Below are 17,534 nucleotides of genomic sequence, written 5' to 3'. Positions count from 1 at the left end.
GGCATCGACTCCGGGCCGCGGCCGTCGCGTTGGTGACGCTCGCGGCCGTACTGACCGTGCCCACCGCGGCTTCCGCGGCCGTGGTACCGGCACCCGAGCCGGCCACCCTGGTCTCGACCGATCCGGCCGACCAGACTCCACACGCCCGCAACGGTGAGGCTCGCGCCTTCGCCGAGATCGGCAACACGGTCTACGTCGGAGGCAGCTTCACGCAGATCCGCCAGACGGCCACGTCGGCCTGGATCGCCCGCAGCTACCTGTTCGCGTACGACCGGACCACCGGGACGATCTCGACGACCTTCCTGCCGGTGCTCGACGGTGCGGTCAACTCACTCATCGCCGGCCCCGGCGGCACGCTGATCGTCGGCGGCGCCTTCAAGAACGTCAACGGGGTGTCCCGCCGGAACCTGGTGGCGCTCGAGCCGTCCACCGGCATGATCATCGACAGCTGGGCCGGTCGCTCCGACGGCGGCACCGTGCGTGACCTGGTGCTGCACGGCAACTGGCTCTACGTGGCCGGGGCGTTCAACTGGCTCAACGGCACCGCGCACTCCGGGCTCGGCCGGTTGGACGCGACGACCGGAGAGATCGATCCGACCTTCGACATCAACACGACCGTCGGCCGGCACGGCACCAGCATGTACGCCTGGACCATCGACGTCTCCCCGGACGGCGGCACCCTCGTCGTCGGCGGCAACTTCCTCTACGTCAACGACCTGCCGCGCAACCAGATCGCGCTGATCGACGTGACGGGCACACCGAGCGTCATCGACTGGAGTTCGGAGCGGTTCGTCGCGCCGTGCGCCAACCCGACGACCTTCGTGCACTACGTGCAGGACGTACGCTTCGGCGGCGACGGCACCTGGTTCGTCGTCGGCACCAACGGCGGGTCGGGCTGGCCGAGCGCCTACTGCGACGCCCTGGTCCGCTTCGAGACCGCGCACCGGGGGCCCAACCAGGTCGCCACCTGGGTGAACTTCACCGGCAACGACACCATCACCTCCGTCGAGGTGGCCGACAACATCATCTACCTCGGCGGGCACTTCCGCTGGCTGAACAACCCGAACGCCAGTGACCGCGCCGGCAACGGGGCCATCGACCGGCTGGGCATCGGCGCGGTCACCCCGGCCACCGGCATGCCGGTGAACTGGAACCCCCGCCGCAGCGGCGGCTCCGACCTGCCCTCCGGCGCCAGCTCCTGGGGATCGTCGGTGCCCGTGCTGTGGCGCGGCAGCGCCGGCCTCTACTTCGGACACAACTCCGACGGCATGGGCAACGAGTACCACGGTCGACTCGGTGTCTTCCCGATCAGCGGCGGGCGCACGATCATCCCGAAGAACCCGCCGACGGGCAGCAGTGGCCACCTGCACCTGAACGTCGGTCCCGGTCAGGTGGCGCGGGTGCCGTTCGACAGCACCACCCTGGACACCGCCAACGCCACCGTCGTCAGCCAGCCGAACTACACCGACGCGGGCGCGACCTGGCTGGTGGACGACCGGATCTACTGGTCCCACGTGGTCGCCGGGACGCCGACCGGCAGCCGGATCGACGTCTCGCTGTTCAACGGCTTCACGATCGGTGGGTCGTGGGAAGCGTCCGGCTACAACGACTGGTACAACCCGGCCCTGCTGACGGGTGCGTTCTACCTCGACGGTCGGCTGTACTACACCCGCAGCGGTGCCAACAACCTCTACTACCGCTACTTCGAGATCGACGGCAACTACCTGGGTGCCACCGAGTTCGTCCTGCCCACCACGGGTGTGACCTGGTCGGCGGTACGCGGCATGGCCTGGGTGGACGGTCGGATCGTCTACGGGGCGACAAACGGATCGCTGCGCAGCGTGGCGTTCGACCCGACCCTGGCGCCCACCGCCGCGGTCAACGGTGCGGGGTCGACGCTCGTCGCCGAGGCGACGCCGGAACTGACCTGGTCGACCGCCTCGATGTTCTTTTCGGTGCCGTAGCGTTCACCGTTCGTAACGAATCCTCGGTAGTTTGTTCACCTCGGGTCGGCGTCGGGTCTCCCGCCGCCGACCCGAGGAAGGTGGGGAGGCTCGTTGTCCGGCATCCGACGTGGACTCGTCGTGCGTATCGTCTTCGCGGCCAAGCGCGGCTGGTATCGGCTGCGCTATCCGCGCCTGCGGCTGGGGGCGGGGGTGGAGATCCGTGGCCGGATCCGGCTGCGCCGCGGCGTGCGGGTCAGCATCGGCGAGCACACCCGGTTGAACAAACTGGTCCGCTTCGCCGGGCCCGGCGAGGTGCGGGTGGGCGCCGACTGCCTGCTCAACGCGACCTGGATCGGCACCTGGACCTCGGTGACCATCGGCGACCGGTGCCTGCTGTCGGACTGCGAACTGCTCGACAACGACTTCCACAACCTGGACCCGCAGCGCCGTCACGACCCGCCCACGCCGGCCAGCCGAGCGCCGATCACCGTCGAGGACAACGTGTGGATCGGTGCGCACGCCTTGGTCATGAAGGGGGTGCGGATCGGCCGGGACAGCGTCGTGGGTGCCGCGACGGTGGTCCGCACCGACGTGCCGCCCGGAGTCGTGGTGATCGGCAATCCACAACAGATAGCGAAGAAGTTCCATGACTGATGTCGCGCCCAGCGCCTGGACCGGCGACGGTCCAGCCAGCGCCCCGACGTCCCGCAGCGTCACCATCACCGACGTGATGCGGGTGCCGCTGCACCGGATCCGGTTGGTCGCGGCGGTGGCCCTCGGTGGACTGCTCGCCGCGGTCGGCTACGTGCTGGTGGCGCCGGCCACGGTGACGGCGAGCGCGGTGGTCGCGGTCCGGCCGGTGGTCACCGACGCCTTCACGCCCAGCGGCGCCGCCGCCGACCGGGCGGTGAACATGAACGTGGAGAGCGGGATCGCCACCGGCACCGAGGTCGTCGGGAAGCTCGCCGCGACGTTCGACTCGGACCAGCGCACGGTGCGCGACGCCCTCGAGGTGGAGGTGCCCGCCGGCGGTCAGATCCTGCGTTTCCTCTATCGGGCCGGCGACGCCGAACGGGCGGTGGCCGGCGCCAACCTGGCCGCGCAGAGCTATCTGGACATCCGGCGTGGGATGTACGAGAAGCAGCGCGAGGAGATGCTGAACTCGTACGACGAGAGCATCGAGAAGATCGTCGCCCAGCGCAACACCGTGCAGCGCAGGATCAACAACGCCCGGGACGCCGCCGCCGCGGAGGCGGCGGTCGCCGAACTCGGCGGCATCAACAACCAGCTCACCCAGCTCAGCTCCGCCCGCACGGAGATCGCCGCGGTCGACGTGAACCCGGGCTGGGTCACCCGTAGCGCCGAGCAGGAGTTGGCCACCACCTCCGGCAGTTCGTCGTTGCTGCTCGCCGGTGGGCTGCTCGGTGGGACCGTGATCGGTCTGGTGCTCGCCTTCCTGTGGGAGTCGGCGGACCGGCGCATCCGCAGCGTGGCCGATGCGCGGGACAGCACCGGCCTGCCGCTGCTGGGCACCGTCCGCCGCGCCCGGCTACGCGGCCGGGCGGTCGACGCCGACATCCGCTACGTGGCGATGGCCGTCGCCGAGCGGGTACGCCAACCCGCCCGGGTCGCCGTGGTGACCGCCCGGGAGGACGCCACCGCGATCACCGCCGGGCTCGCGGTCGCCCTCGCCGTCGCCGGGCGGGAGGTGTTCGTGGCCGACGACAGCGGCCGGATCGATCGGCTGCGGGCCACGGTGCTCACCGACCGGGGCCGGTTGCCGGCGGCCATCGACCCGACCCGACCCGCCGTGCCCAAGCCCCGCACCGCCGGCACGGACACCGACGACGGTCCGACCGAGGTGATCACCCGACGTCCCTCCCCGCATCCGGTCGGCGCCCGACCCTCGACCGACCCGGAAGCCACGCTCACCCTGCCCCGCGTCGCGAAGACCGTCAGCAGTAGCGAGAACGGACGGGCCACCGGCGACGAGCAGGTGGTGGTGGGCGCCGGCAGCGTGCGGTTCGGCACCTGGCGGCAGGGTGCCGACCAGCGTCTGGTGCTGTACAACGCCCCGCCGGCCGGGCCGACGAGCGGGGTGTGGCGGCGGCCCGGCAGGGGACCGCCGTGGTCGTGGTCGAACGCGACCGCACCCGTCAGGCCGACCTGCGCCGGCTCGCCGAGCGGCTGCGGGCGGCCGGGGTCAACCCGCTGGGCTTCGTGCTGTGCCGCAGCGGGCGGAGCTGAGGCGTGCCGCTGACCCGCGCCCCGGCGACCACCGAGCCGCCCCTACCGGCCAGCGCCGCTACCCGCCCCCCGTCCGCCGCGCCGCCCCGACTGCCGCTGTGGCCGTTGGTGGCGATGTTCGGGCTGGTGCCGCTCTGGTGGGTGGCCGGCGCCTTCTACCTCGGTTGGCCGCTACTGGGTGCCCTGCTGTTCACCTTGCTGGCCACCCGGGGCCGGGTGCCGCTGCCCCCCGCCACGGGGATCTGGCTGCTTTTCGTGGCCCTCGTGGTGGTCAGCGCGACCCGACTGGCGGCGCCGACCTCGCTGCCCACCTTCGTGCTGCGGCTGGCGTTCTACCTCACCGCGCTCGTCGTCGCGGTCTACGTCTACACCGTCGCCCGGGAGCGTCCCGATCAGGCCGCCGTGCTGGTGCCGCTGTGCGCGTTCTGGTTCGCGCTTGTCGCGCTGGGCTGGCTGGGCGTGCTGGTGCCGCGCCTGGAACTGGCCACCCCGGTCGAGGCGCTGCTGCCGCCGGGCGTGTCCGGGGTGCCGTTCATCAGCGACATGGTCCACCTGAGCACCGCGGAGTACAGCACCCGGTCGCTCAACCCGATCTACCGCCCGGCGGCTCCGTACGCGTACACCAACAACTACGGCAGCGCGTACGCGATGACGTTGCCGTGCGTGGTCGCGTACACCATGATGCGGCGGCGCGGCCTGCTGCGCTGGGCGCTGCTGGCGTCGTTGCCGGTGTCGCTGGTCCCGGCGTTCCTCACGCTCAACCGGGCGATGTTCCTCAGCCTCGGCGTCGGGCTCGCCGTGCTCGGAGTGCGGGCGGCGCTGCGCGGCAACATCCGGGTGGCCGCCTCCATCGGTGGGATGGTGGTACTCGGCGGCATCGCCAGCCTGTTCATCCCGGTCGCCGAGCTGATCGGCAATCGGGTCGAGTCCAGCGACACCAACACCGACCGGCTCTCGCTCTACGCCGAGGTGCTGCGCCGGGTGGGTGACTCGCCCTGGCTGGGCTACGGCGCGCCGATGGAGGTGGACACCGTCACCGCCGACGCGCCGATCGGCACCCAGGGTCAGTTGTGGATGGTGTTGTTCAGCCACGGCGTACCGGCCCTGCTCTGCTTTCTGGGCTGGTTCGTCGCCGCCGCGCTGAGCTGCGCCCGGGCCACCTCGGCGGCGGGGCAGTGGCTCTCCGTCGTCCCGCTGATCTGTCTGGTACAGGTGCCCTTCTACGGGATGGCCAACCAGAACCTCGCGGTGGCCTTCTTCGCGGTGGCCTTCGCGTTCGCGCTCTGCGAACGGGAACGCCGTACCGCACCGGGTGGGTCGTCGCGGCGGGCGGCGGTGGTGCCGGCGTGACGGCGACCACCAGCCCACCGACGGGCGAGGATCCCGCGCGTACGGCCGGCGCCGTCGCCGCCACGGCGGCGGTGGACGGGGCGGCCGAGACCCGGCGCAGCACCCGCAGCGGGGTGGCCGGGCTGCTCGGCGCGGCGACAAGTGGTCTGTTCGGCTTCGTGCTCGCGGTGGTCATCACCCGCGGCTACGGCACCACCGGGGCGGGCGCGTTCTTCGCCGCCATCGGCGTGGTGACCGTCGCCGCCGCGATCTGCACCCTCGGCGCGGAGACCGGTCTGATCTGGGCGTTGCCGCGCCGACGGGCCGGTGCCGCCGGGGACGGTGCCCGGGCGCTGCCGGTCGCCATGATCCCACCGTTGCTGGTGGCCGTGCTGGTGGCGGTGGGCGGCGCGTGGGTGGCCGGGCCGCTCGCGGGTCGGCTGCTGGGCTCGGCGGGCGGGCCGCTGCTGGTGGTGACCTTCGCGGCGGTGCCCGTGGTGGTCGCGATGAACCTGCTGCTGGCGGTCGTGCGCTGCGTCCGCCCGATGCGGTCCTACGTCGCGGTCCAGTTCCTGCTGCTGCCGGTCGCCCGTCCACTGCTCGTCGGCGCGGCGGTGCTCGCCGGTGGCGGGCTGCTGGCGGGGATGACCGGCTGGCTGGTGCCCGCCGCCATGGCACTGCTGGTGTGCCTGATCCTGGTCGCCGGGCCGCTCGGGATCGGCGCCGGCGCCCGGCTGCGTCCGCGGCCCGGCGACTGGGCCACGTTCTGGCGGTTCGCGCTGCCCCGCGCCGCCTCGGCGGCGATCGACGCGGGCAGCATGTGGATCGGTGTGTTGCTCACCTCGGCCCTGGCCGGCCCGGCCGACGCCGGTGTCTTCGGTGCCGTCGGCCGCTACGTCCTCGCCGGCCAACTCGCCATGCAGGGGCTGCGGGTGGCCACCGCCCCGCAACTGTCGCGGCTGCTCGGTCGGGGCGAGCGGGTCGCCGCCGCCGCGGTGCACCGGCAGCTGACCGGCTGGGGCCTGGTGCTCTCCTGGCCGGTGTACCTGCTGCTCGCCGTCTTCGCACCGGCCTTCCTGGCGCTGTTCGGCCCGGAGTTCACCGCCGGCGCCGCCGCGATGACGGTGCTGGCCCTGGCGATGCTCGTCAACACCGGGGTCGGCAACGTGCAGAGTCTGCTGCTGATGGGCGGGCGCAGCGGCCTGCACCTGGCCGCGGCACTGGCCGGACTGCTCGTCACCGTCGGCGGCGGGATGGCGCTGATCCCCGCCCACGGGGCGACCGGGGCGGCGGTGGCGTGGGCCGCCGGCATCGTGACCGAGAACCTCTGCGCGGCCACATTCGCCCGGCTGGTGGTGCGCCAACCCCTGGTCGACGCCCGGATGCTCGCCGCGGCGGCGACCACCGTGGCGGGGGTCGGGTTGGCGGCGGTGGCCGGCCTGGCGGTGGCGGGCCGCGACATCGCCGGACTGCTGCTCGCGGTGGCCACGCTCGCCACCGTGTGCGTCGGCTTGTTGACGTTGTCCCGGGTGCGGCGCGGCATCCGGGTGACCATGGTGCAGATCCGTGGCCAGGCGCCGGCCGGCGCCCCGCCACGGACATCGAAGGGCAGGTGAATTCGTCGTGTCGTCCATTAGGGACCGGGTGAAGCAGTTGGTGCCGACCCAGGTGACGAACCGGGTACGGGAAAGCCTCGTCGACTACGGGGTACGCACCAGCGACCGGCGGCCGTTGCCGGACTTCCTCATCATCGGCACCAAACGCGGCGGCACCACCTCACTGTGGAACTACCTGATCCAGCATCCGCTGGTACCCCGGCTCTTTCCCGCCTGGAACACGAAGTCCTCGCACTACTTCGAGGAGCACTGGAGTCGCGGGGAGGCGTGGTACCGCTCGCATTTCCCGACCCAGCGGCAGCGGGAGGCACTGGAGAACCGCCACGACGGTCCGGTCCGCGTCGGTGAGGCCGCCCCGCTGTACATGTTCCATCCGCTGGCCGCCGAGCGGGTCAGTGCGCTGATGCCCTCGGTGCGACTGATCGTGCTGCTGCGCGACCCGGTGGAACGGGCCTACTCGCACTGGAAGGAACGGCGGACCAACGGCGTGGAGCCGCTGGACTTCGCTGCCGCGCTGGCCGCCGAGGAGGAGCGCACGGCGGGGGAGCGGGAACGGCTGATCGCCGAACCCAACCACTTCAGCGAGCCCTACGACTGGTACACCTACCGGGCGCGGGGCCGGTACCTGGAGCATCTGCAACCGTGGCTGGAGCGCTTCGACCGCGGCCAGCTCCTCTTCCTGCCCAGCGAGGAGCTGTACGCCGACGCGCGGGCGACCTACCGGCGCACCCTGGACTTCCTCGGCCTGCCCCCGTTCGACCTGCCCAACTTCAAGGTCTACAACGACCGGCGGTCCGCGCCCCTGGAGCCGGCGCTGCGTGCCGAGCTGACCGCGTACTACCGCCCGCACAACGAGGCGTTGCGGCAGCGGCTGGGGTTGCGGCTCGACTGGCCGGACCGGGTCGCGTGACCGCCTCGGCCACCACCACGGGCGATCCGCGCAGCCGGGACGACGGGCTGGGCTGGGTCACCCGGGCGGTCTTCTCCGACGCCCGGATCGCGGTGACCGTGGACGCCGAGCCACCGGCCGGGCACACCGTCGTGGTCCGGTACGCGGTGGTGCCGTCGGTGGCCCGGGCCCGCTTCCTGCTGCCGTTGGGTCGCCCCCGGGTCGCGGCGGCGGCGCTGCTGTCGTACAACGCTCTGCGCCCGGCGAAGCTGCGCGCGGCGCGGGCGGTGCTCGGTGTGGCGGCGCGGGCCGGCGCGGTGGACCGGGCGCCCTTTCCGGTGCTGACCGTGGCGGTGCCGGTCGGGCTCGATCCGGCGGAGGTGCTGCTCGCCGCGCGGGTCGGTGCCGAACTCGGCACACCGGTGACGCGGCCTTCGGGGTGCGTCCGCCGGATCGAACCACAAGCCGACGCTGCAACTGTTCGACGACCGGGGCGAACCGCGCGGGTACGCGAAGATCGGCTGGAACGACGCCACGCGGGCGCTGGTCACCGCCGAGGCCGCGGCGCTGCGGGAGGTCGCCGGCCTGGCCGGGACGGCCGGGCACCCCGGCACCACGCGCCTGCTCACCGAGTTCGCCTGGGCCGGGCAGGCGGTGGCGGTGGTCGAGCCGCTGCCGGCGCGGATCCGGGGCTGTCCATCGACGCGCCGCCCGACCTGACGGCGCTGCTCGCGGTGGCCCGGCGTGGTCGCCCGCCGGCGCCGGCCCGGCCGCTGGCCGGCTCACCGTTCCTGGCCCGCCTGACCGAGCAGGCGCGGCGGGCCGCGGACACCGTCGGCGAGCGTGCGTCGGCCGCCGTCGCCGACCTGGCCCGCCGGCACGGTGACGTCGCCGTCGAGTTCGGCCACTGGCACGGCGACTGGGTGCCGTGGAACCTCGGCCGGCACGAGGGAGAACTCATCGCCTGGGACTGGGAGCACAGCGGGCCGGAGGTGCCCGTCGGGTTCGACCTGACCCACGACGCGTTCCAGCGGGCGCTCGTGGCGCGCGGCGAACCGGCCGCTGCGGCGGCCCGGCAGGTCGACACCTGGCTGGACCGGCACGGCGACGCGCTGGGGCTGGACCGGGCCGGGCAGCGGCTGGTGGCCGATGCCTACCTGCTGGAGATGTGGTTGCGGACCTGGCGGCTGGCCGACGCCGGTGCCGGCTGGAACCCGGCGCTGCATCCCGCCCTGCTGGACACCATTTCGAACCGACACAGCTGACCGACACGTCAAGCGGACTTGTGGGGAGTCGCGTGGACAACACCAAACTGGGAGCCGATCAGCAGCCGGTGTTGCTGCTGGTCGGGTCGAGCGGAGGGCACCTGGCGCAGTTGCTGGCGCTGCGGCCCTGGTACGAGACCTGGCGGCGCTGCTGGGTCACCTTCGACACGCCGGAGGCGCTGTCGCTGCTGGCCGGGGAGGACGTCGTTCCGGCGTACCATCCCACCACCCGTCACCTGGGCAACCTGCTGCGCAACGCGTGGTTGGCCGTCCGGGTGTTGCGGCGACGGCGGGTCGCCGCGGTGGTCACCACCGGCGCGGGCGTGGCGGTGCCGTTCGTCGTGCTGGCCCGGCTGCGCCGCATCCCGACCGTCTACATCGAGGTCTACGACCGGATCGACACACCGACGCTGACCGCCCGGCTGTGCCGACCGTTCCTGTCGGCGATGCTCGTGCAGTGGGAGGAGCAGCGCCGCCAGTACCCGGAGGCCACCGTCGTGGGGACGCTGCTGTGAGCGGCGACGCGCCCGGCGACGGGCACCGCGTCACGCCGCTGCGGCCCCGCCCTACTCCCGACGAGCCGACGGTACGCGTACCGGAGCCCCGCGAGGCGCGCACCGACGGCCGGCCACAGGTGCTGGTGGCCGTCGGCACCGACAAGCATCCGTTCGACCGGCTGGTCGACTGGCTGCGCCACTGGCACGACGAGATCGCCGGCGAGGTTCGGCTGACCGTGCAGCACGGACACACCCGGGCCGCCGACCTGCCCGACGCGGTGCCGTTCCTCGGTCACGCCGAGCTGCAGGCGGCGATGGCCCGGTCCGACCTGGTGGTCTGCCACGGTGGCCCGGCCACCATCCTGGAGGCCCGCCGGCACGGACACCTGCCGATCGTGGTGCCCCGCGACCCGACCCGTGGCGAGCACGTCGACGACCATCAGCTGTTGTTCGCCCGCCGACTCGGCGCGGCCGGCCTGGTGGCGCTCTGCGAGTCCCGGCAGGAGCTGCTGGACACGCTGGCCACCGGTCTCGCCGACCGGGCCCGGTTCACCGTCGCCGTGGACGCCGATGCGGCCGACGGGCGGCGGGCCGCGGTGCGGCGGGTGGGAGTGATCGTGGAGGACCTGGTGGCCGCCGCGCAGCGGCAGCACCGACCCTGGTGGCGGCCGTGGCGCGGCCCGAACGGAAGGCGGAAGCCGTGACCCAGTACCCGAGCGTGAGCGCGGTGGTGCCCACCCGCGACCGACCCGAGCTGCTGCGGGCCGCGGTACGGGCCATCGTCGCGCAGGACTACCCGGCTGCGGTCGAGGTGGTCGTGGTGTACGACCAGTCCGAACCGGACGGCTCCCTGGCCGAGCTCTCGGCTCCGAACCGGCCGGTGCGGGTGGTCACCAACTCGCGGACCCCGGGCCTGGCCGGCGCCCGCAACACCGGCACCCTGGCCGCCACCGGTGAGCTGGTCGCCTTCTGCGACGACGACGACGAGTGGCTGCCCGGCAAGCTGCGCGCCCAGGTCGACGCCCTGAACGCGGTGCCCGGCGCCGAGTTCGTCAGCTGCGGCATCCGGGTCAGCTACGACGGGCACACCGTCGAGCGGGTGCTGGACCGCGACTCGATCAGCCTGGCCGAGCTGCTGCGGGACCGGATGACCGAGCTGCACCCGTCGACCTTCGTCATCCGGGCGTCGGCGCTGCGGGACGGGTTCGGGCTCGTCGACGAGGAGATTCCGGGCAGCTACGCCGAGGACTACGAGTTCCTGCTCCGGGCCGCCCGCAGCGCCCCGCTGGTCAACCTGCGCACTCCGTACGTGGTGGTGCGCTGGCACAAGCGGTCCTACTTCGCCCAGCGGTGGGACACCATCTCCGAGGCGTTGCAGTGGCTGCTGGACCGCTATCCCGAGTTCGCCAGCCATCCGGCGGGGCAGGCCCGGGTCACCGGGCAGATCGCCTTCGCCCGCGCGGCGTCGGGCGACTCCCGGGGGGCGGTGCGCTGGGCCCGGCGGACCATCCGGCGCAACCCACGCGAACCCCGGGCCTACCTGGCCCTGGCGGTCGCCGGGCGGGTGGTCCGCGCCGACACGGTGCTGCGCACCCTGCACCGACGCGGCCGAGGCATCTGACCCGCCCGCGCCGCCCGTCGCGTCCGGAGGGCGGGACACGACGGGCGGCGCGGGGTGCCGGGCTCCGGGCGTGACAGACTCATGGCTGTGTTGCGTTGGTTGACCGCAGGGGAATCGCACGGACCCGCTCTCGTCGCGTTGCTGGAGGGGGTGCCGGCCGGTGTCGAGGTGACCTCCACCGACATTGCCGGGGAGCTGGCCCGCCGCCGGCTCGGCTACGGCCGGGGTGCCCGGATGGCCTTCGAGCAGGACGAGATCGAGATCATCGGCGGCCTGCGGCACGGCGTCACCCTGGGCAGCCCGGTCGCCGTCCGGGTCGGCAACTCCGAGTGGCCCAAGTGGCGCACCGTGATGGCCGCCGACCCGGTCGACCCGGACGAGCTGGCCCGGCAGTCGCGCAACGCGCCGCTGACCGGCCCCGGCCCGGCCACGCCGACCTGGCCGGCATGCAGAAGTACGGCCACACCGACGCCCGGCCGATCCTGGAGCGGGCCAGCGCGCGGAGACCGCCGCCCGGGTCGCCGTCGGCACGGTGGCCAAGGCGCTGGTGCGTCAGGCCCTCGGCATCGAGATCGTCTCGCACGTGGTCGAGCTGGGCCCGGTCGCCGTCAAGCCGGGGCTGCGACCCCGGCCGGAGGACGCCGAGCGGATCGACGCCGACCCGCTGCGCTGCCTCGACGCGGAGGCCAGCGCCCGGATGGTCGCCGAGGTCGACGCCGCGAAGAAGGCCGCCGACACCCTCGGCGGCGTCGTGGAGGTGCTGGCGTACGGCGTACCGCCCGGTCTGGGCAGCCACGTGCAGTGGGACCGCAAGCTCGACGCCCGGCTGGCCACCGCGCTGATGTCGATCCAGGCGATCAAGGGTGTGGAGATCGGCGACGGCTGGCAGCAGGCCCGGTCCCGGGGCTCCGAGGCGCACGACGAGATCGTGCCCACCGCCACCGGCGTACGCCGGGTCACCGACCGGGCGGGCGGCCTGGAGGGCGGCATCACCACCGGCGAGCCGCTGCGGGTGAAGGCGGCGATGAAGCCGATCTCCTCGCTGAACCGGGCGCTGGCCACGGTGGACGTGACGACCGGTGAGCCGGCCACCGCCATCAATCAGCGCTCCGACGTCTGCGCGGTACCGGCTGCCGCCGTGGTCGCCGAGGCGATGGTGGCGCTGGTGCTGGCGGAGGCGGCGGTGGAGAAGTTCGGTGGTGACTCGGTCGCCGAGATGCGCCGTAACCTGGCCGGTTACCTCGACGCGCTGGTGATCCGGTGACCGCTCCGACCCGGCCGGTCTGCGTGCTGGTCGGCGCGCCCGGTTCCGGCAAGACCACGATCGGGCAGGGCCTGGCGGAGGCGCTCGGCGTCGAGTTCCGGGACACCGACGCCGACATCGAGCGTCACGCCGGCAAGCCGATCCCGGAGATCTTCGTCGACGAGGGGGAGGAGCACTTCCGTACCCTCGAACGGGCGGCCCTGGCCGCGGCGCTGGCCTCCTGCTCCGGGGTGCTCGCCCTCGGCGGCGGCGCGGTGCTGGCCGAGGAGAACCGGGCCGCGCTCGTCGGTCACCGGGTGGTGCACCTCTCCGTCGAACTGCCGGACGCGGTGAAGCGGGTCGGTCTCGGCGTCGGCCGGCCGCTGCTGGCGATCAACCCCCGGGCCACCCTCAAACACCTGATGGACCAACGCCGACCGCTGTACGCCGAGGTCGCCACCGCCACGGTCGTCACCGACGGCCGCACCCCCGAGGAGATCGTCGCCGAGATCATCCCCCTGCTGAAGCCGTAGCGCCGGGGCCGGGCGACGTCTGCGGTTGCGCGCGGGCCGCAGAGATCAGGAGCCGACGGTGACGGCGGTGCCGACCGTCCGGTGACGTGGTCCGGGGCGCCAGGTGGTCAGCAGGGCCAGGGCGAGCAGGATCTCGGCGAGGTCGCCGCCGTAGTACATCACGGTCGCGCCGGCGCGCAGGTGCTCCGTGGTCGCCGGCACGTCGACCAGCAGGCCCGCGTACATCAGTTGGGCGAGGCTGGCGTGGGCGACCACCGCCGCGCCGAGCACCACCAGCCGGACCGGCACCCGGGCCCGGTGCGGGTAGGGTTCCGGGCCGGCGATCGACCAGGTGAACAGCAGTCCGCTGAGCAGGAAGTGCAGGTTGACCAGGTTGTGCAGGGCCGCGCTGTCGAGGGTGGCCCGGTACAGCGGGGTGAGGTAGAGCAGCCACAGCCCGCCGGCGGTGAGCAGCAGCCCGGTGACCGGGTGGGTCAGCGGTCGCAGCGCCGGCCGGCCCAGCACCCGCAGTGCCGCCCGCCCGGCCCGCCGGTCGAGGCAGCGCAGGGCCAGGATGCCGGGTGCGCCGAGCACCAGCCCCAGCGGTGCCAGCATGCCGAGCAGCAGATGCTGCCACATGTGTCCGGCGAAGTCGTCGGTCGGCACCAGCAGAGCGATGGCGAGCAGGGCGCACCCGGCGGCGAAGGCGGCCGTGCGCCAGTGGCTCCAGCCGGCCCGGTCGGGGGCGCGTTGCCGCAGTGCGGCGGCCAGGTAGAGCCAGCCGGCCAGCAGCGGTACGAGAAGTGCCGGGCCGACCGTAGTGCCGTGCTCGGTGCCGTGCGCCGAGACCAGGGCCGGGCCCACCACCAGCGGCGGGCTCACCCCGGTCGGCCCCGGGTCCGCGTCCGCCGCTCGTCGGCACCGGCGTCGACGGCGGTGGCGCGGCGCTGCACGAGCCAGCCGACGACGATCAGCACCACGCCCAACGCGAGGAAGCCGAGATCCCACCAGAGTTGGTGTTCGCCCGCGCGGACGTGGTGGATGCCCAGGATGTGGTGGTCGATGACGCCTTCGATCAGGTTGAACAGCCCCCACCCGATCAGCGCCCAGCCCCACAGCATGGGCGAACGCCACAGCCGGCCGCGGGAGCGGGTCACCCGCGAGTAGAGCATCGCGAGCCCGGTGAGGACGGCCACCCAGGCCACCACGTGGAACAGGCCGTCCCAGACGGTGTTCATCTCCAGCCCCGCGACGGTGTCCACCGGGTACTCGCGCACCCCGATGTTGTCGCTGCCGGTGCTGCTGAGCATGTGGTGCCACTGGAAGACCTGGTGCAGCAGGATGCCGTCGACGAAGCCGCCGAGGCCGAAGCCGAGGATGGTGGCGGGCAGCCGGATGTCCGCACCGTCGATCGTCCGCCCGCTCATGTCGACTCCCTCTCGCCCGTGACCCCCCGGCTGCCCGTGCCCGCTGTGCGGATCGCTAAACGTTGTTCCACCCCTCGGGCACCCCGGTGGCGGCGCGGGTCGGATCGGTGGTGGGTGGGCTAGGCTCCCGGCGATGGACGAGGTGACCCGGATCCCGGTCGGCGGCGACCGACCGTACGACGTGCTGGTCGGCCGCGACCTGCTGGGTGCGCTGCCCGGTCTGCTGCCCGACGCCACCCGGGCGGCGGTGCTGCACACGCCGCCGCTGAAGGAACTGGCCGACGCGGTCGGCGCCAACCTGGCGGCGGCCGGGGTGACACCCCTGCTGATCGAGGTACCCGACGCCGAGGCCGGCAAGCATGTCGACGTGGCGGCGCAGTGCTGGGACCGGCTCGGCGAGGCGGCGTTCACCCGTACCGACGCGGTGGTCGGCCTCGGTGGTGGTGCCGTCACCGACCTGGCGGGGTTCGTGGCGGCGTGCTGGCTGCGCGGGGTGCGCTGGGTGCCGGTGGCCACCTCGTTGCTCGGCATGGTCGACGCGGCGGTCGGCGGCAAGACCGGGATCAACACCGCCGCCGGCAAAAACCTCGTCGGTGCCTTCCACCCGCCGGTCGGTGTGCTGGCCGACCTCGTCACGCTGGACAGCCTCCCGTCGGCCGACCTGGCCGCCGGCCTGGCCGAGGTGGTCAAGTGCGGCTTCATCGCCGACCCGGCCATCCTCGACCTGGTCGAGGCCGACCCGGCCGCCGCGACCGACCCGGCCGGGCCGGTCACCCGGGAGTTGATCGAGCGGGCCATCCGGGTCAAGGCCGACGTAGTCGCGGGAGACCTGCGTGAGTCGGGCGTACGGGAGGTGCTCAACTACGGGCACACGCTGGCCCACGCGATCGAGAAGGTCGAGGGGTACCGCTGGCGGCATGGTCACGCGGTGTCGGTCGGCCTGGTGTACGCCGCCGAGCTGGCCCGCCTCGCCGGCCGGTTGGACGCGGCCACCGCGGCGCGGCACCGTGCCGTGCTGACGGCGCTCGACCTGCCGACCGGCTACCACGCCGACGCGTGGCCCCGCCTGCTGGCCACCATGCGGGTCGACAAGAAGGCCCGGGGCAGCCGGCTGCGCTTCGTGGTGCTCGACGAGTTGGCCCGCCCGGCGATCCTCGACGGCCCGGACGACGACCTGCTGCACGCCGCCTACGCCGCGGTGTCCCGGTGAGCGCGAGGAGTGAGCCGGGTTTGCGAGCCCCGCAGTCGCGAACGGAGGGGGTTCGGTGAGCGCGAGGAGTGAGCCGGGTTTGCGAGCCCCGCAGTCGCGATCGGAGGACGGCTCGATGACCACGCGGGTCTACGTGCTCAACGGGCCGAACCTGGGCCGGCTGGGCACCCGCCAGGTCGACGTGTACGGGGTGACCAGCTATGCCGACCTGGTGAAGCTGTGCGAGACGACCGGCCGGGACCTGGGCCTGGACGTCGTCGTGCGGCAGACCGACGCCGAGCACGAGTTGCTCGGCTGGCTGCACGCCGCCGCCGACGAGGGTGCCGCCGTGGTGCTCAACCCGGCGGCCTGGTCGCACTACTCGATCGCGGTGCGGGACGCCTGCGCGATGCTTCGTGGGCCGCTGGTGGAGGTGCACATCTCCAACATCCACGCCCGCGAGGAGTTCCGACACCACTCGGTCGTCTCGGCGGTGGCGACCGGCGTGATCTGCGGGCTGGGCGTCGATGGCTACCGCCTCGCCCTGCACCACCTGGCCAACCGCCGCGACCAGCCCGCCTGAGTCCGGCCTGGCCTGAGTCCGGCCCGGCTGGCGTGCGCCCCGCTTCGCGCCCAGCCCGCGCTGACACCTTCCCGACGCCTCATGTTCACCACCCCACTACGTTCGGTGTCGCATACCCTCGGTGACGAGCCGCCGCCCCCGCCCAACTCCCCCTCGCGTCCTTTGCTCTGCTTCAACCCACGCACTAGCGGCTGACCAGCACCTTCCTGACGCGGTGGAGCGACGATGTGAGGCGTTGCTGTCACGGAAGGTGACTGTTGCGTGGGTTGAAGCAGAGCAAAGGGGCCGACTGGTAGTGGGGGTGCGGGGCGGAGCATTACTGACTGTGCCAGGCACGGCGTGCTAGCCATGCGTGTCACGCTGGGCCGCGCCGGACCCCGCTACGCCGGGCCGGACGCTTCCACGCCGGGCCGGACCCCGCCACACCGCGCCGGATCTCGTCACGCCGCGCCAGACCTCGTCACGCCGTGCGGACTGCGGGGGGACTGGTTGGACGGGGTGGGCGGCCAGCAGCGGGCGACGGCGGTCGGCGGGCCGCGGAGCGGCTAGTAGACTTGCCAGGTCTGTCCGCCAAATGATGATCAAGGCAGGAAATGGCCACCACCAACGACCTGAAGAACGGCCTGGTACTCAACCTCGACGGGGAGCTCTGGGCCGTCGTCGAGTTCCAGCACGTCAAGCCCGGTAAGGGTGGTGCGTTCGTGCGTACCACGCTGAAGAACGTGCTCTCCGGCAAGGTGGTCGACAAGACCTTCAACGCGGGCACCAAGGTTGAGACCGCGACCGTCGACAAGCGCACGATGCAGTATCTCTACGCCGACGGCGAGGACTACGTCTTCATGGACATGGAGACGTTCGACCAGATCACGGTAATGGGCGGGACGGTCGGCGAGGCCGCCAACTACCTGCTGCCGGAGGCCGAGGCGATCGTGGCCACCCACGAGGGCGTGCCGCTCTACATCGAGTTGCCGACCTCGGTCGTGCTGGAGGTCACCTACACCGAGCCGGGTCTGCAGGGCGACCGTTCCACCGGCGGTAACAAGCCGGCGACGGTGGAGACGGGCGCGACCGTCCAGGTGCCGCTCTTCGTCACCACCGGCGAGAAGATCAAGGTCGACACCCGCGACGGCCGTTACCTCGGCCGCGCCTGATGTCCGAGGGTCCGAAGCA

The 17,534-nt window shown here is 72.9% G+C and carries 14 protein-coding genes and 3 pseudogenes; 15 read left to right on the top strand and 2 right to left on the bottom strand.

Annotated elements, in window-relative coordinates; translation table 11 throughout:
* The first annotated feature begins 32 nt into the window (after positions 1 to 32).
* The 12 genes and pseudogenes from ENC19_RS00445 to ENC19_RS00390 all read left to right on the top strand — a co-directional run bounded on the left by ENC19_RS00445 (position 33) and on the right by ENC19_RS00390 (position 13,186).
* Positions 33 to 1,964, top strand: a complete 1,932-nt coding sequence (locus ENC19_RS00445) for a hypothetical protein (RefSeq protein ID WP_373688887.1) — start codon at positions 33 to 35, stop codon at positions 1,962 to 1,964.
* Positions 1,965 to 2,057: 93 nt separating this feature from the next.
* Positions 2,058 to 2,600 (top strand): acyltransferase, encoded by a 543-nt coding sequence (locus ENC19_RS00440; protein ID WP_164445181.1) that lies wholly within the window; start codon positions 2,058 to 2,060, stop codon positions 2,598 to 2,600.
* Positions 2,593 to 4,193: pseudogene (locus ENC19_RS00435) on the top strand (lipopolysaccharide biosynthesis protein). The gene ENC19_RS00440 and the pseudogene ENC19_RS00435 overlap by 8 nt, the downstream one beginning before the upstream one ends.
* A 3-nt stretch (positions 4,194 to 4,196) precedes the next feature.
* Positions 4,197 to 5,543 (top strand): O-antigen ligase family protein, encoded by a 1,347-nt coding sequence (locus tag ENC19_RS00430; RefSeq protein ID WP_408058035.1) that lies wholly within the window; start codon positions 4,197 to 4,199, stop codon positions 5,541 to 5,543.
* The gene (locus tag ENC19_RS00425) at positions 5,540 to 7,138 is read left to right on the top strand and encodes a lipopolysaccharide biosynthesis protein (protein WP_408058034.1); all 1,599 of its coding nucleotides are present in this window, start codon (positions 5,540 to 5,542) and stop codon (positions 7,136 to 7,138) included. The genes ENC19_RS00430 and ENC19_RS00425 overlap by 4 nt, the downstream gene beginning before the upstream one ends.
* Positions 7,139 to 7,145: 7 nt before the next feature.
* Positions 7,146 to 8,048 (top strand): sulfotransferase domain-containing protein, encoded by a 903-nt coding sequence (locus ENC19_RS00420; protein ID WP_164445180.1) that lies wholly within the window; start codon positions 7,146 to 7,148, stop codon positions 8,046 to 8,048.
* Positions 8,045 to 9,292: pseudogene (locus tag ENC19_RS00415) on the top strand (hypothetical protein). Before ENC19_RS00420 ends, ENC19_RS00415 begins: the two are co-directional and overlap by 4 nt.
* Before the next feature lie 32 nt (positions 9,293 to 9,324).
* On the top strand, positions 9,325 to 9,807 hold the full coding sequence (locus ENC19_RS00410) for a glycosyltransferase family protein (RefSeq protein WP_164445179.1): 483 nt from the start codon (positions 9,325 to 9,327) through the stop codon (positions 9,805 to 9,807).
* Positions 9,808 to 9,845: 38 nt separating this feature from the next.
* On the top strand, positions 9,846 to 10,493 hold the full coding sequence (locus ENC19_RS00405; protein ID WP_164445924.1) for a glycosyltransferase: 648 nt from the start codon (positions 9,846 to 9,848) through the stop codon (positions 10,491 to 10,493).
* Entirely contained in the window at positions 10,490 to 11,410 is a 921-nt protein-coding gene (locus ENC19_RS00400) for a glycosyltransferase family 2 protein (RefSeq protein WP_164445178.1), read from the top strand. The genes ENC19_RS00405 and ENC19_RS00400 overlap by 4 nt, the downstream gene beginning before the upstream one ends.
* An 87-nt stretch (positions 11,411 to 11,497) precedes the next feature.
* Positions 11,498 to 12,674, top strand: a pseudogene (gene aroC / locus ENC19_RS00395) (chorismate synthase).
* Positions 12,671 to 13,186: a shikimate kinase gene (locus ENC19_RS00390; protein WP_164445177.1), complete on the top strand. Its 516-nt coding sequence runs from the start codon at positions 12,671 to 12,673 to the stop codon at positions 13,184 to 13,186. The pseudogene aroC and the gene ENC19_RS00390 overlap by 4 nt, the downstream one beginning before the upstream one ends.
* Before the next feature lie 45 nt (positions 13,187 to 13,231).
* Here ENC19_RS00390 and ENC19_RS00385 read toward each other — a convergent pair whose 3' ends face one another.
* Both ENC19_RS00385 and ENC19_RS00380 read right to left on the bottom strand, forming a co-directional pair.
* Positions 13,232 to 14,047 (bottom strand): cytochrome c oxidase assembly protein, encoded by an 816-nt coding sequence (locus tag ENC19_RS00385; RefSeq protein ID WP_328824124.1) that lies wholly within the window; start codon positions 14,045 to 14,047, stop codon positions 13,232 to 13,234.
* Entirely contained in the window at positions 14,044 to 14,592 is a 549-nt protein-coding gene (locus ENC19_RS00380; protein ID WP_164445176.1) for a DUF2243 domain-containing protein, read from the bottom strand. Before ENC19_RS00380 ends, ENC19_RS00385 begins: the two co-directional genes overlap by 4 nt.
* 133 nt (positions 14,593 to 14,725) lie before the next feature.
* Between ENC19_RS00380 and aroB the strand changes: the two genes are divergently transcribed.
* From aroB to efp, 3 genes are all read left to right on the top strand, one after another.
* Complete coding sequence (gene aroB / locus ENC19_RS00375) at positions 14,726 to 15,802, top strand: 3-dehydroquinate synthase (RefSeq protein WP_164445175.1); 1,077 nt, start codon at positions 14,726 to 14,728, stop codon at positions 15,800 to 15,802.
* A gap of 115 nt (positions 15,803 to 15,917) precedes the next feature.
* Positions 15,918 to 16,364: a type II 3-dehydroquinate dehydratase gene (aroQ, locus tag ENC19_RS00370; RefSeq protein ID WP_164445174.1), complete on the top strand. Its 447-nt coding sequence runs from the start codon at positions 15,918 to 15,920 to the stop codon at positions 16,362 to 16,364.
* A 593-nt stretch (positions 16,365 to 16,957) separates the two neighbouring features.
* Positions 16,958 to 17,515 carry an elongation factor P gene (efp, locus tag ENC19_RS00365; protein ID WP_164445173.1) on the top strand — a complete coding sequence of 186 codons (558 nt, stop codon included), beginning with the start codon at positions 16,958 to 16,960 and terminating at the stop codon, positions 17,513 to 17,515.
* The last annotated feature ends 19 nt before the right edge of the window (positions 17,516 to 17,534 follow it).

This window comes from Verrucosispora sioxanthis (genome assembly GCF_010560025.1).
Taxonomy (GTDB): domain Bacteria; phylum Actinomycetota; class Actinomycetes; order Mycobacteriales; family Micromonosporaceae; genus Micromonospora; species Micromonospora palythoicola.
The sequence above is the reverse complement of the archived record's forward strand: the minus strand, read 5'-3'. Positions and strand labels throughout refer to the sequence as shown.

Bases quoted from the DNA above. Each gene is read 5' to 3' on its own strand.
- ENC19_RS00380 (WP_164445176.1), bottom strand. From the start codon at position 14,592: ATGAGCGGGCGGACGATCGACGGTGCGGACATCCGGCTGCCCGCCACC.
- efp (WP_164445173.1), top strand. From the start codon at position 16,958: ATGGCCACCACCAACGACCTGAAGAACGGCCTGGTACTCAACCTCGAC.
- aroB (WP_164445175.1), top strand. From the start codon at position 14,726: ATGGACGAGGTGACCCGGATCCCGGTCGGCGGCGACCGACCGTACGAC.
- aroQ (WP_164445174.1), top strand. From the start codon at position 15,918: ATGACCACGCGGGTCTACGTGCTCAACGGGCCGAACCTGGGCCGGCTG.